Below are 11,709 nucleotides of genomic sequence, written 5' to 3'. Positions count from 1 at the left end.
TCTAAACGAGCTTCAGCAGGCCGTCGTACAAGGTCTCCCGGTCGTTGTCCGAGAGTGTCGCGTACGCCGCACCGGCGCGCTCGTTGGTGTCCGCCTCGATCCCGGCGCGCGAGGGCCCGTCCGTCAGGCCGACGATCTCGGCCGCGGACAGGCCCGCCGCCTGCCAGGCGGCGGCGTGCGCGTCGGCGCGGTGGTAGCGGAGTACGGCGAGCCGGTTGAACAGCAGCACCCCGGGTGTCGCCCATTCCGGCTCGTACGGCGGCGCCACCGCCTCCAGCGCGCCGCCCGGCACGCGCTCGGCCCCGTCGAGCACCCTGCCGACCAGCCCGGCCAGCCCCGGCAGGTCGCAGCCGGCCCAGACGCGCCCGGCCGCCGCGGCGTGCAGTTCGTAGAGGCGGTGGATGAACGCCATGCCCTTGCCGGTCAGCCGCAGCGCGCCGTCGTCGGTCAGCGTGCCCTCGCGAAGGTGCTCCTGGACGCCGTCCTCCCGTTCGGCCGCCTCCCGGTAGCGGTAGACGGCGGCGAGCTGCGCCCGCGTGACCGGACGGAGGGGGAACGTGAACCGCAGGTCGGACAGGTAGCCGGGGGTGACGCCTGACGTCTCGGCGAGCTCGGTGACCGCCCGCCGGGCGGCGACGTGCAGGTTGACGTGGGCCGCGTTGATGATCGGGGCGATCGCCGCCGCATAGTCGGACAGCCCCTGAAATTTCGGCATCGCGCGTCATTATGCCGTGGCGGACCCTCCGCCACGTCCAGGATCATGATGCCCGTGGCGGTCCTCCGATACCTGGCCCTCTGCCGATCATGGTCCAGGTCCTGACCGTGCCGATCGGGCTGCTGACCGGCATCGTGTTCACGGTGACGCAGCCGCGCCGCCCGCCGGGCTACGCGCTGGGCGCGATCACCACCGTCTTCGGCGTCCTCGTCACCACACAGGGCTTGGCCACGTCCACGTGGGCGGACGGGTCCCCGGCCGGGATAGGAGACCCTGACGGCGAGGGGTTCATCGGCTTGGTCGCCGCCTGCTCGGGACTGTTCACGACCGCCATCGGCCTGAGCATCGTCCTCTTGCGGTGGGCGGGCCCCGAGCTGATGCGATTGCCGCAGGTCCGCAGTCGCAACGCCCCCGCCCGGCCATGAATACGCCCCCGCCCGGCATGAAAGCGATCGGCTACGGGCCGCCAAGGACCTGTCTCTGGATCCGCGTGACCGAGGCGTGGGCTCAGTCGAAGTCGAAAATGGAGTGCTTGTCGTAGAAGTGCAGGATGTAGCGGCATCGTCGGCAGATCATCAGTGTCATCCGATGCGATGTGATTCCCCACCTGCTGTCCAGCCGACCCTCTTCCTGCTGGAAATCGGTGCCTTGGCAGAGGGGACACGCCAGCTGCGGCCTCGTCATGCCGGAAGAACGCGCGACCGGTCGATGGGAGTTCCGTCACTTCCGCCTTCCGCCAACGGCTGCGGCGGAGTCAGGCCGCAGTGCGTGGAGGGCCGGAGCTCACTCCACAGTGCGCAGGATCTGCTCGATCGACGCCGCGCGCGAGCGTAACTCGGCCACGTCGGCAGCCACGCGCTGCTGGGCGTCCAGGGTGTTCTCGGCGAGCTGCTCGAACCGGCGTACGAGCTGACGCAGATCCTCCGCCTGAGCGGCCTGGAGCTTCTGCTTCCGCGCGTCGAAGGCGCCCACGACGAACAGGGCGATCAGGAAGGTGGCCAGAACCAGCACGCCGAGGTAGAAGATCGCCTCGGGCCAGGACATTGCCCCATCCGTCATCAGGAGTGCTCCTCGGCTCCGGGACCCTTCTGCGGGTCCGACCTGGTCAACGTCTTCGCCGCCTCGGCCAGCGCCGACGCGGTCAGGTGCAGGCTGAAGTCGGTGACTTCGTAGTACTTCATGGCCTTGCCGTCCTCCGACAGCTCCAGCGTGCCGACGATCAGGCCGGCGGCTTCGAGCCGGCGCAGGTGCATGTGGAGGAGCGGGCGGCTCACCCCGATCTCGCGCGCCAGATGGCTCACGTAGTCACGGCCGTCGGCCAGCCTCGCGACGATGCGCAGCCGCAGCGGGTTGGCCAGCGCCGCCAGCATCTCGACGAGGTCGTCGCCGGTGGGCCCGGCCGTCGTCATAACGTCCCATCAGGTGTAAGAATTTCTTTACAGGCGCACGCTAGCAGCCTGCCGTTCACGTGGCAATGCTGCTCACCGCTTCCCGCTTGGATCGCGAGGACCGCCGGCCGGGGCCGGATCCTTCACCGCGGGCGAGCGTCAGCCCCAGCGCCAGGCAGACGAGCGGGATCGCCGGGATGACGTACCGCACGTCGAAGGCCGCCAGGAACGGCGGCGCCACGACGAGCGCGAGGGCCGCCAGCGCGGGCAGCAGCGCGTCCCACCGCCGTCGCGCCACGGCCAGCGCCAGCGCGGCCACCAGACCCAGCATCAGCAGCGGGAACGGCACATACCCGAACCGCTGGTAGGCACGCAGCCATCCGGCGAACGGCTCGACCACGCGGGTGGCGGCCGGCCCGGCCTCGTACGACTCCGCGACGCCCCGCACCGACGCGCTGATCGGCCGCTCGGCCGCCGGGAACTTGTACGGCGTCTTCTCGTCCACGGCCGTGCGCTCCCAACGCAGCAGCTGCTTGAGGTCGGTCGCGACCGCTCCCAGGTAGCCGCCGGGCTGGGCGAGGATGGCCGCCCTGGCGAACTCCCCGGCCAACTGGTTGCGATTGGCCGTCCCCGGCACCTTGAGCAGCGGCGAGAAGCTCTCCCACAGCCAGTACGGCGGGTAGGGCCGCTGCTCGACGGGCATCTGCGGGCAGAGCACGGCCAGGCGCTCCGGTGGCTTGATCACGTCGCAGTCGGCGAAGCTCATGGTCCTGGACCACAGGAAGTTCCCGTCGGCCTCGGTCAGCGCGAACTTGCCCTTCTCCACCTTGGCCCAGGTCGCGTACGCGCCCAGCGGGATCGCCCCGGCCACCACCAACGCCACGAGGGGGCGCCAGCCGTACCGCCTGATCAGCAGGTAGGCGGCCGTGAGCAGCAGCAGCGGCAGGCCGATCGTCCGCGTGATGCCGGCCAGGCCGAGCAGCGCCCCGCCCACGGCGGCCGTGGCCGGGGTGACGCGCCACACGATGAGCGCGACGGCGGCCGTGACGAGCACGATGAAGATCGCGTCCGCCATGATCATGTGTTCGAGCAGGACGAGGAACTCGTCGTACAGCAGCGGGGTGACCAGCAGCGTGGCGCCCCAGCCCGGCAGGCCGCGTCGCCTGAGCAGGGCGTAGACCCCGATGGCGAGCGCCAGACCCAGCAGGTGCTGCAGGACCGTCACGAGCGTGAGACTGTGGGCGGGCCGCAGCAGCGCCAGCAGCAGGGAGTATCCGGACGGCCTCGTCGTGCCGGGCGTCAGCTCCTCGCGCAGGAACGCGAACGAGTCACCGTAGAACAGCAGCGCGGGCGGGAACCCGAGCACGGCGAGGACCCGCAGCTCGATGGCGGGCAGCAGGGCGATGGCCAGTGCGCGGTGAGCCAAGAGGGGTCTGCTCCTTGTGTGCGGGGGTTTCTCACCATAGCCGCGTAGGCAACCCTCCGTACGGCTCGGGCGTATGGAAGGGCATGCCGTACGTGCGCCGCCAGGGTGAAAGGTGAATCCAGCACTACTGCCTGCCCGCGCACCCGTTGTTACGGTCACAGGGTGCTCAACAGGACCGCGCTGGACGCGCTCGCCCGGCGCCCGCTGTCGTTCCTCAGGTCGGCCTGGCCCTGGCGGTGCGTGGCGTACCTGCTGGCCAGCGTCGTCCCGGGCATCGCGACCGGGATCGTCGCAGCGGCCGTGCTCGCCGTCCCCGAGGCGCTCCGCGTGATCACGGGCCCGGTCGCGCTGGCGCTGGTCCTGATGCCCGTCGCCCGGTTCGAGCGGCGGCGGCTGCGGCTCGTGGACGCCGTGCCCCTGCCCGAGGTGCCGGACCGGCGCCTGCGGGAGGCCGGGCTGGCGCTCATGACGCTGCTCGCGATGTGGTGGATCGACCTCCTCATGGTGGGGCTCACCGTCGTCGGCCCCGTTCTGCTCATCCTGTCTCCCGTCGTCCAGCCGGTGGCGCAGGCGGCCGGCGCCGTGGCGAGCGTGGTGGGCGTGGTGTTGCTGCCGGTGGCCGCGTACACGGTGGCCGCCTGGGGCGGCGCCAGGGGAGCCATGACCAGGGCGGTCCTCGCGCCCCAGGCGTCGGAGCTGACCGAGGTGCTGCGGTCGCGGGCCCGGCTGGTGGACGCGTTCGAGATGGAGCGGCGCAGGATCGAGCGGGATCTTCACGACGGCGCCCAGCAGCGGCTGGTCGCGTTGTCGATGTCCCTCGGCATGGCCAGGCTGGACCTGCCCGAGGACACCGAGGCGGGCCGGCTGATCGGCCTGGCCCACGACGAGGCCAAACAGGCGCTGGCCGAGCTGCGCGAGCTGATCCGCGGAGTGCATTCGCCGATCCTCACCGACCGGGGGCTCGCGGCCGCGGCCCGCGACCTGGCCGGCCGCTCCCCCGTGCCCGTCGACGTCGACATCGAGCTGCCCGGCCGGCTGCCCGCGCCCGTGGAGGTCACCGCCTACTACGTGGTCAGCGAGGCCCTGGCGAACATCGCCAAGCACAGCCGGGCCACCCGCACCGCCGTCACCGGCCGGGTCGAGCGTGGCACCCTGGTGGTCGAGGTCCGCGACGACGGCGTCGGCGGCGCCGACCCGGCCAAGGGCACCGGCTTGACCGGCCTCGCGGACCGGCTGGCCGTGGTGGAGGGAAGGTTGTCGGTGTCCAGTCCGGTCGGCGGTCCTACCCTGCTGAGAGTGGAGATCCCGTGCGCGTAGTGATCGCCGAAGACGCCGTCCTGCTCAGGGAGGGGTTGGCCGGGCTGCTCGAACGCTTCGGCCACACCGTGGTCGCCTCGGTCGGCGACGCGCCGGGGCTGCTCGCCGCCGTCGCCGAGCACCGGCCCGACGCCGTGGTGACCGACGTGCGGATGCCGCCCCGCTTCACCGACGAGGGGCTGCGGGCGGCGCTGGAGCTGCGCGCCCGGCATCCGGAGCTGGCCGTGCTGGTGCTCAGCCAGTACGTCGAGCAGACGTACGCGGCCGAGCTGCTCGACTCCGGCGCCGGGGCGGGCGTCGGCTACCTGCTGAAGGACCGCATCGGCGACGTGCGCGAGTTCGTGGACGCGCTCGACCGGGTGGCCGCGGGCGGCACGGTAGTGGACCCGGAAGTGGTGCGGCAGCTCCTCCGCGGGCGGCGCGACCCCCTGAGCCGGCTCACGCCGCGCGAGCAGGAGGTGCTCGGCCTGATCGCGGAGGGCCGCTCGAACGCCTCGATCGCCAAGGAACTGGTCGTCACCGAGGCCGCCGTGGCCAAGCACATCGCGAACATCTTCGCCAAGCTCGACCTCCCGCCGGCCGCTGACGGGCACCGGCGGGTGCTGGCCGTGCTGGCGTACCTCCGCCAGGAGTGATCTCAGCACCCGAGGCGTCATATGCCATGTGCTGATCAGAAAAGTAGGGTTCATTGGCATGAATGAGCAGTGGCAGGAGATCGGCGACCGGGTCTACGTCCGGCGTCACCGGTCTTTCGACATGAACGCGGGACTGGTCGTGGGCGACGACGGGCATTGCCTGGTGATCGACACGCGTACCTCGCACCGGGAGGCGGCCGACCTCATCGAGGCCGTCAGGCGGATCACCCCGGGCCCGTGGACGGTCGTCAACAGCCACTCCCACTTCGACCACTACTTCGGCAACGCGCTCTTCCGGCCCGCCGAGATCTGGGGTCACGCGAGGTGCGCCGAGGAGATCGAGCGGTACGGCGAGCAGCACCGCGCCGACGTCATGGGGCAGCTGCCGGACCGGCGGGAGGAGCTGGAGGAGGTCACGATCGTGCCGCCGGACCACACGTTCACGGCCGCGGCGAGCCTGGACATCGGCGGCCGGATCGTGCACCTGCGGCATTTCGGGCTCGGGCACAGCAGCAATGACGTCGTGGTCCACGTGCCCGACGCCGGCGTGGTGTTCGCGGGCGATCTGATCGAGGAGGGGGCGCCGCCCGCGTTCAGTGACTCGTACCCGCTGGACTGGCCGGCCACCGTGGCCGCGATGCTGGCGGAGATGCCTGAGCCGGTGATCGTGCCCGGGCACGGCGCGGTGGTGGACCGGGCGTTCGCGCAGGCGCAGCAGGCGGAGCTGGCGCTGGTGGCCGAGCTGGCCAAGCGGGCGCACGTGGAGGGGCTGCGCGACCTGATCAAGCAGTTCCCCTACCCCGAGGACGTGGCCAGGCAGGCCATCTCCCGCGCCTTCACCCAGCTCGACGCCTGAGGGCTCATGGCGATATAATGCATTTTGCAATATGGGAGGAGGCATCATGGCGCGACGCCACGATCTGGTCGGCCTGACCGTGCTGGCCCTGCTCACGGTGCGCGCCGCCCACCCCTACGAGCTGCACCGATTCATCGTCGACACGCACAAGGACTACATCACCGGCCTGCCCCGCAGCCTCTACCACGCGATCGAGCGCCTGGCCGGCAACGAGCTGATCGTGCCCATCAAGACCGACCGCGAGGGCCGCAGGCCGGAACGCACGGTCTACGAGATCACCGAGGACGGCCGCGAAGAGCTGACCACGCGGCTGCGGCAGCTGCTGGAGCGTCCCGACCCCGACCGCCGCGTGTTCGTCGCGGCCGTCTCGCTCATGGGCTGCCTGCCGATGTCCGACGCCCAGGGCGCGCTGCGCCGCCGCGCCGCCGCAATCGAGGGCATCCTGGCCGGAATGGACGCCCATCGGCGGGGCCTGGTCGACAGCGGCCTGCCCGAAGTGCTCCTGCTCGAGGTCGAGTACGAGCAGGCGGTCAAGAAGGCCGAGCTGGACTGGATCAGAGACCTGCTCGGCCGACTAGACAGGGGGGAGCTCGACTGGGCTCCCACCACCCCCATGTGAGGCCGCCGGGGTGCGCCAACACCCCGGCGGCCGGACATCCGAACAGGGCGCCTGCCCTGCCCGAACTCGCATTCACAGGATAGGCGCCGCGACCAAGGGAGCTGTGCCATGTCCACAGAGATCGTCCGCCTGCTTTCACGCCTGGCGGAGACCTGGAACGCCGGCGACGCCGCGGGCTACGCCGGGCTGTTCACCGAGGACGCCGACTACATCACGTTCTTCGGGCTGCACCTGAAGGGCCGGCAGGCCATCGAGGACGTGCACCGGGACCTGTTCAAGACCTCGATCAAGCTGGCGGGAGGCGACGGGGAGCCGCAGATCAGGAGCCTCTCCGACGACGTCGCCTTGGCGATCATCACCGGGGGCTCGACGGTGGACGGTGAGCAGGACCCGAGCCGCGCGTCCATCGTCACGCTCACCGCGCTGCGCACACCCGAGGGCTGGCGCTTCGCGTCCTTCCAGAACACCAGGGTGAGCAGGCCATGACCAAGCGGCTCATCACCGAGGTCTCCGGCGTGGTGACCGCACCGGTCGAGCAGGTCTGGCAGGCCCTCGTGGGAGACCGGCCCGCGCACGTGACGAAGACGGAGCTCGGCGACCGCACCGTGGCCTATCAGGGCGGCTGGTGGTATCGCGGCGAGTGGTCGGTCACCGGCCACCCGGAGGGCGCGCGCGTGGAGCACCGCGTCTACAGCGTGGCGGGTCCGTACTGGGCGGTTGCGCTGGCCAACCAGCTGTTCATCGGCTATGGCGAGCGCACCCGCCAGGGGTTCGCCGAAGGCATCACCCGCATCGCGAAGCAGTTGGGGTGCTCCGCGCGGCTCACCTAGGTTCCCGGTCATGGATCCGCTGATCGACCTGGCCGCGGGCACGCTCGCGGCCAGGGACGGCGAGCGGATCGTCGCCTTCGGCTACCTCCCGGTCAAGCAGTCCGCCGACGACGCGGCAGTCCGGGCCCCACAGCCCAGGTGGAGGGGACCGGGTTCGCGAGCACGTTCACGTGTGACACAAGGGAAATCTGGCAACGAATCCACCGCCCGCGTAGACGAGCGTCCCCTCGTGCAGGGTCGCGATGTCCCGCGCGATCGACAGTCCCAGCCCCGCGCCGCCGGCGTCCCTCGCACGTGCCTCGTCCAGTCTGGTGAAGCGGTCGAAGACCGCCTCGCGCTGCTCGAACGGGATCCCCGGGCCGTCGTCGAGCACCTCCAGCACGGCCTCGTCCGCCTCGGCACGCACGCGGACGCGCACGGTCGAGGCGGCGTGCCGCACCGCGTTGTCGGTCAGGTTCGTCACCAGCCGGTCGAGATGCCCCCGGGAGCCCTTCATCACCACGTCGGGCTCGATGTCCAACTCCACCCGCACGTCGGGCCGCCGCCTGGCCCGCAGGGACTCCTCGGCCGCCACCTGGCCGAGGTCCAGTTCGGCGGTGCGCAGCGGCTCGCCCGCGTCCAGCTTGGCCAGCATGAGCAGGTCGGCCGCCAGGGACTGCAGCCGCTCCACGTCGGCCAGGGCCTCCTTGGTCAGCTCGCTGGGCTCGGCCAGCTCCAGCCGGGCGCGCAGGGTGGCGATGGGGCTGCGCAGCTCGTGCGCCGCGTCGGCGACGAACCTCTTGTGCGTCTCCACGGCCGTCTCCAGCCGGTCGAGTGTGCCGTTCACGGTGGTGGCCAGCGCCGCGATCTCGTCCTTCGAGTCCGGTACGGGGACGCGCTCGTGCAGGTCGCGGGCGGTGATGTGGGCGACCTTGGCGCGGATCGCGGCCACCGGCGCGAGCGCGCGGCCCACCGAGAGCCACGTCATGGTGGCCACCACGAGGAGCACCGCCGGCACGCCGGGCAGCAGCGCGCCGTACAACGTCCGCAGGGCCTGCTCCGCGCCCGCCAGCGACACCCTCGAGAACACCGTGGCCGGGCCGGTCGCGGTGACCACGTTCATGGCGGCCACGGCGTACTCGCCGGGCTGGGCCCACTCCTTGATCACATCCCCTCGCTGGGCGGTCACCACGAGGTCGGGGTCGGCGATCGCCGTGCCCTCCTGCAGGTGAACCACGCCCTGCTGCTTGGGCACGGCCTGCGCCGGGATCTTGTCCGTGGGCGCGGCCTGCGCCGGGACCTTCTCCGTGGGCACGGTCAGCGGGGCGCCCGGCGCGATCTCGATGGCCGCCGCGTACGGCACCGCGGCCTCGGCCTTCCTGGCCGCCTCGGCGCCCGCGCTGTCCACGAGGCTCCCCCGCAGCACGATCACCAGCAACAGGGTGACGACGCCCAGGGCGAGCGCCACGACCAGCGTCGCCGCCGCGGTCGCCCGCAGTCGCACGGACGACAACCCCATGGCCATGCGCCCCCACCACAGCCCGAGCCTCACGCCGCCTCCAATCTGTAGCCGGCGCCGCGGACCGTCATGAGCGTCGTACGCCCGAAGGGCACGTCGATCTTGCGGCGCAGGGCGCTGATGTAGACCTCGACGATGTTCGGGTCGCCGTCGTAGGAGAAGTCCCAGGCCTGGGCCAGTAACTCGCTCTTGGACACCACCTCGCCGGCCCGCCGCGCGAGCGCGTGCAGCACCGCGAACTCCTTCGGCGTCAAGGCGATCTCCACCTCGCCCCTGCGGCACCGCAGCCCGGCCGGGTCGATCACCAGGTCTCCCACGGTGATCGTCACCGGCCGCTCCCGCCCGCCGCGCCGCACCAGCGCGCGCAGCCGGGCCAGCAGCACCACGTACGAGAACGGTTTGGCCAGGTAGTCGTCGGCCCCGTTGTCGAGCGCCTCGGCCTCGTCGTAGATGCCGTCCTTGGCCGTGAGCATCATGATCGGCGTCCAGTTGCCCGCCTCGCGCAGCCGGGAACAGATCGCGTACCCGTTCATCCTGGGCAGCATCACGTCCAAGACGATCACGTCGTACGTGTTCTCGGTGGCCATCCACAACCCGTCGCGCCCGTCGTGGGCCACGTCCACGGCGAAGCCCTCGCCCGCCAGCCCGCCCTTGATCAGGTCGGCCAGCCGCTCCTCGTCCTCCACCAGTAGCACTCGCACGCCGTCCAGGGTGCCTCAGCTCACCTAAAGCCAACCTGAAGATCATTTAGGGTTTCTTCAGGATCTTTTCAGGTGCCGCGGGCCAGTCTCTGGGGCGTTCGACCGAACCCAGTGAGGAGAATCCATGTTCAAGCGACGTCTCGCGGTGCTCGGCGCGGTCTGCGCGCTCGCACTCACCGGCCTGGCCGGGTCCGCCCTGGCCAGCGAGCCACCCTCCACCGCGGGCGCCAAGGCGACGTGCACGACGAGCGACGGCCAGACCATCGAGCTGCCCGCGGGCGAGCCCGGCAAGCCGGTGGGCATCGTGGTCGGCCCCGACGGGAAGGTGAAGAAGATCGACCCGGACGAGGCGGTGAAGATCCGGGCCGTCCCCGCGGAGAAGGCTCCGGAAGGAGTCACGCCACCCGCCGAGGTGGAGGCCGTCGATCCGCCCGCCGAGCTTGAGGGCGATGTCATGAAGGCCGTGCCCGCCCTGCCCGCGGAAGCGCTCCCCCAGGTCGGGGTCAAGCCGGGTGAGGACGGCGTCGCCAAGACCGTCAAGATCGTCTGCAAGAAGTCCGAGTAGTCAGTCGCTAAAGGACGGGTGCGGCCCCAGGGCCCAGTATTCGAAGAGGCCGTGCCCGACCAGCCCGTCGTACTCGAATCGCCCGACGGCGTCGACCAGGCCCCACATCCGGCCCGCGTCGTCGGGCAGCCGGTACGTCACGCCCTGCACCACGGGCCCCGGACCCTGGTACATACCGTGCCGCCAGTCCGGTTCCAGCCCGTAGCCGGTGCCGACCATGAGGTGCACCGGCAGGAGGGGGGTGCAGTGCACGTCGAACGGCTTGCCGCCGGGCGGCGAGAAGGTGATCGTGGCCTGGACGACGTCCCGGGTGCCGGGGGCGTAGACGGGACGGTAGTCCGGCCGGCCGAGATACTCCTCCTCCCGCCCGTCCGACCAGACGCGTACGGCCTCCTCCAGCACCCGGCGGCCGCGCTCGTCCTCCTGGACGATGCACAGGATGGCGTGGTCCTCGAACCGCATCGGCGTGTAGAGCCAGTAGAACGTCCCGGGGTTCTTGGCCTGGATGCCGGGCGGCTCTGGCTCGCCGACCGGTCTGATGCCCCAGGAGCGGTCCCTCGTCCCCAGCCAGCGGTCGGGGGTCACCGCCAGATCGTCTTCGCCGATCCGGATGTGCCCGGACCAGCGTCCGGTCTGCGCCAGGCGTACCGAGTCGAACATCACGCGCTCCTGCCAGCGCAGGAAGTGGCGGGGTTCGAGCGTCGCCGGGATCGTGCCCTCCCAGAGCAGGTCGAAGGACAGGCCATGCTCGTTCGGCTCCAGGACCACGCGGAGCCGTTTGAGCCCTTCGACGACCTCCACCCGGAACGGGCCGATCCCGGTGTCCATCCGGTCGACGCCGAGCTCGCGTGAGGCCCGGACGACGCGGTGCAGGTCGCGGTGGCGTACGCAGGCGAAGGCGTCGGTGACGCCCAGGTTGGGGTACTGGCCGAGGCCGACGATCAGCATGAGCTCGTCGGTGCCGGCGTGGCAGTTGAAGTAGTAGCGGTCGTAGAAGTTGCGGTCGGAGGTGGCCACGTGCCGCATGACCTGGGCAGTCTGGTGGACGGGGTAGTCGTCGAGGGGTGACAGCGCCATGTCCGGGTTGTAGCAAGCGCTTGGTGAAGCGTCAAACGGCCCCGTGTGCGGCAACGCGCCGCGGAACCTGGACCCGGATCGG

At 71.1% G+C, this 11,709-nt stretch carries 15 protein-coding genes; 8 read left to right on the top strand and 7 right to left on the bottom strand.

The annotated features are described in order from the left end of the window. Window position 1 precedes the first annotated feature (1 nt). The gene (locus ID574_RS12100) at window positions 2–715 is read right to left on the bottom strand and encodes a hypothetical protein (RefSeq protein ID WP_188188891.1); all 714 of its coding nucleotides are present in this window, start codon (window positions 713–715) and stop codon (window positions 2–4) included. An 89-nt stretch (window positions 716–804) separates the two neighbouring features. On the opposite strand from ID574_RS12100, the gene ID574_RS12095 reads away from it, so the two are divergent. Further along, on the top strand, window positions 805–1,140 hold the full coding sequence (locus ID574_RS12095) for a hypothetical protein (protein ID WP_188188890.1): 336 nt from the start codon (window positions 805–807) through the stop codon (window positions 1,138–1,140). A 358-nt stretch (window positions 1,141–1,498) separates the two neighbouring features. Here ID574_RS12095 and ID574_RS12090 read toward each other — a convergent pair whose 3' ends face one another. From ID574_RS12090 to ID574_RS12080, 3 genes are read right to left on the bottom strand one after another with little or no spacing between them, the layout of a single operon-like run. Continuing rightward, complete coding sequence (locus ID574_RS12090) at window positions 1,499–1,774, bottom strand: hypothetical protein (protein WP_223166615.1); 276 nt, start codon at window positions 1,772–1,774, stop codon at window positions 1,499–1,501. After that, complete coding sequence (locus ID574_RS12085; RefSeq protein WP_188188889.1) at window positions 1,774–2,124, bottom strand: ArsR/SmtB family transcription factor; 351 nt, start codon at window positions 2,122–2,124, stop codon at window positions 1,774–1,776. The genes ID574_RS12090 and ID574_RS12085 overlap by 1 nt, the downstream gene beginning before the upstream one ends. A 55-nt stretch (window positions 2,125–2,179) precedes the next feature. Then, window positions 2,180–3,529: a hypothetical protein gene (locus tag ID574_RS12080; protein ID WP_188188888.1), complete on the bottom strand. Its 1,350-nt coding sequence runs from the start codon at window positions 3,527–3,529 to the stop codon at window positions 2,180–2,182. Between the two features lie 162 nt (window positions 3,530–3,691). Here ID574_RS12080 and ID574_RS12075 point away from each other — a divergent pair, with 162 nt between their 5' ends. The 6 genes from ID574_RS12075 to ID574_RS12050 all read left to right on the top strand — a co-directional run bounded on the left by ID574_RS12075 (window position 3,692) and on the right by ID574_RS12050 (window position 7,786). After that, window positions 3,692–4,846 (top strand): sensor histidine kinase, encoded by a 1,155-nt coding sequence (locus ID574_RS12075; protein WP_188188887.1) that lies wholly within the window; start codon window positions 3,692–3,694, stop codon window positions 4,844–4,846. Next, entirely contained in the window at window positions 4,837–5,481 is a 645-nt protein-coding gene (locus ID574_RS12070; RefSeq protein ID WP_188188886.1) for a response regulator, read from the top strand. The genes ID574_RS12075 and ID574_RS12070 overlap by 10 nt, the downstream gene beginning before the upstream one ends. Before the next feature lie 58 nt (window positions 5,482–5,539). Next, window positions 5,540–6,337: an MBL fold metallo-hydrolase gene (locus ID574_RS12065; RefSeq protein WP_188188885.1), complete on the top strand. Its 798-nt coding sequence runs from the start codon at window positions 5,540–5,542 to the stop codon at window positions 6,335–6,337. 46 nt (window positions 6,338–6,383) lie between these two features. Further along, the gene (locus ID574_RS12060; RefSeq protein WP_188188884.1) at window positions 6,384–6,956 is read left to right on the top strand and encodes a PadR family transcriptional regulator; all 573 of its coding nucleotides are present in this window, start codon (window positions 6,384–6,386) and stop codon (window positions 6,954–6,956) included. A gap of 108 nt (window positions 6,957–7,064) precedes the next feature. Continuing rightward, window positions 7,065–7,442: an SgcJ/EcaC family oxidoreductase gene (locus ID574_RS12055; RefSeq protein WP_188188883.1), complete on the top strand. Its 378-nt coding sequence runs from the start codon at window positions 7,065–7,067 to the stop codon at window positions 7,440–7,442. Continuing rightward, window positions 7,439–7,786, top strand: coding sequence for a hypothetical protein (locus tag ID574_RS12050; protein WP_188188882.1), 348 nt, complete (start codon window positions 7,439–7,441; stop codon window positions 7,784–7,786). The genes ID574_RS12055 and ID574_RS12050 overlap by 4 nt, the downstream gene beginning before the upstream one ends. Before the next feature lie 166 nt (window positions 7,787–7,952). Here ID574_RS12050 and ID574_RS12045 read toward each other — a convergent pair whose 3' ends face one another. Then, on the bottom strand, window positions 7,953–9,317 hold the full coding sequence (locus ID574_RS12045; protein WP_223166614.1) for a sensor histidine kinase: 1,365 nt from the start codon (window positions 9,315–9,317) through the stop codon (window positions 7,953–7,955). Then, window positions 9,314–9,985 carry a response regulator transcription factor gene (locus ID574_RS12040; protein WP_188188881.1) on the bottom strand — a complete coding sequence of 224 codons (672 nt, stop codon included), beginning with the start codon at window positions 9,983–9,985 and terminating at the stop codon, window positions 9,314–9,316. The genes ID574_RS12045 and ID574_RS12040 overlap by 4 nt, the downstream gene beginning before the upstream one ends. Before the next feature lie 124 nt (window positions 9,986–10,109). Between ID574_RS12040 and ID574_RS12035 the strand changes: the two genes are divergently transcribed. Then, a complete protein-coding gene (locus tag ID574_RS12035) occupies window positions 10,110–10,550 on the top strand; it encodes a hypothetical protein (RefSeq protein WP_188188880.1) in 441 nt (146 codons plus the stop codon). Here the strand turns inward: ID574_RS12035 and ID574_RS12030 are convergent, their stop codons facing one another. Continuing rightward, window positions 10,551–11,627, bottom strand: coding sequence for an Rv3169 family protein (locus ID574_RS12030; protein WP_188188879.1), 1,077 nt, complete (start codon window positions 11,625–11,627; stop codon window positions 10,551–10,553). Window positions 11,628–11,709 lie beyond the last annotated feature (82 nt).

Origin of the sequence: Nonomuraea sp. SYSU D8015, from assembly GCF_008065375.1 — a bacterium.
Classification (GTDB): Bacteria; Actinomycetota; Actinomycetes; order Streptosporangiales; family Streptosporangiaceae; genus Nonomuraea.
This window is presented reverse-complemented; position numbering and strand designations above follow the sequence as displayed.

What these genes read in the sequence shown, in the direction of transcription:
- ID574_RS12100 (WP_188188891.1), bottom strand. Translation starts at nt 715, where the DNA reads ATGCCGAAATTTCAGGGGCTGTCCGACTATGCGGCGGCGATCGCCCCG.
- ID574_RS12095 (WP_188188890.1), top strand. Translation starts at nt 805, where the DNA reads ATGGTCCAGGTCCTGACCGTGCCGATCGGGCTGCTGACCGGCATCGTG.
- ID574_RS12090 (WP_223166615.1), bottom strand. Translation starts at nt 1,774, where the DNA reads ATGACGGATGGGGCAATGTCCTGGCCCGAGGCGATCTTCTACCTCGGC.
- ID574_RS12085 (WP_188188889.1), bottom strand. Translation starts at nt 2,124, where the DNA reads ATGACGACGGCCGGGCCCACCGGCGACGACCTCGTCGAGATGCTGGCG.
- ID574_RS12065 (WP_188188885.1), top strand. Translation starts at nt 5,540, where the DNA reads ATGAATGAGCAGTGGCAGGAGATCGGCGACCGGGTCTACGTCCGGCGT.
- ID574_RS12060 (WP_188188884.1), top strand. Translation starts at nt 6,384, where the DNA reads ATGGCGCGACGCCACGATCTGGTCGGCCTGACCGTGCTGGCCCTGCTC.
- ID574_RS12055 (WP_188188883.1), top strand. Translation starts at nt 7,065, where the DNA reads ATGTCCACAGAGATCGTCCGCCTGCTTTCACGCCTGGCGGAGACCTGG.
- ID574_RS12050 (WP_188188882.1), top strand. Translation starts at nt 7,439, where the DNA reads ATGACCAAGCGGCTCATCACCGAGGTCTCCGGCGTGGTGACCGCACCG.
- ID574_RS12035 (WP_188188880.1), top strand. Translation starts at nt 10,110, where the DNA reads ATGTTCAAGCGACGTCTCGCGGTGCTCGGCGCGGTCTGCGCGCTCGCA.
- ID574_RS12030 (WP_188188879.1), bottom strand. Translation starts at nt 11,627, where the DNA reads ATGGCGCTGTCACCCCTCGACGACTACCCCGTCCACCAGACTGCCCAG.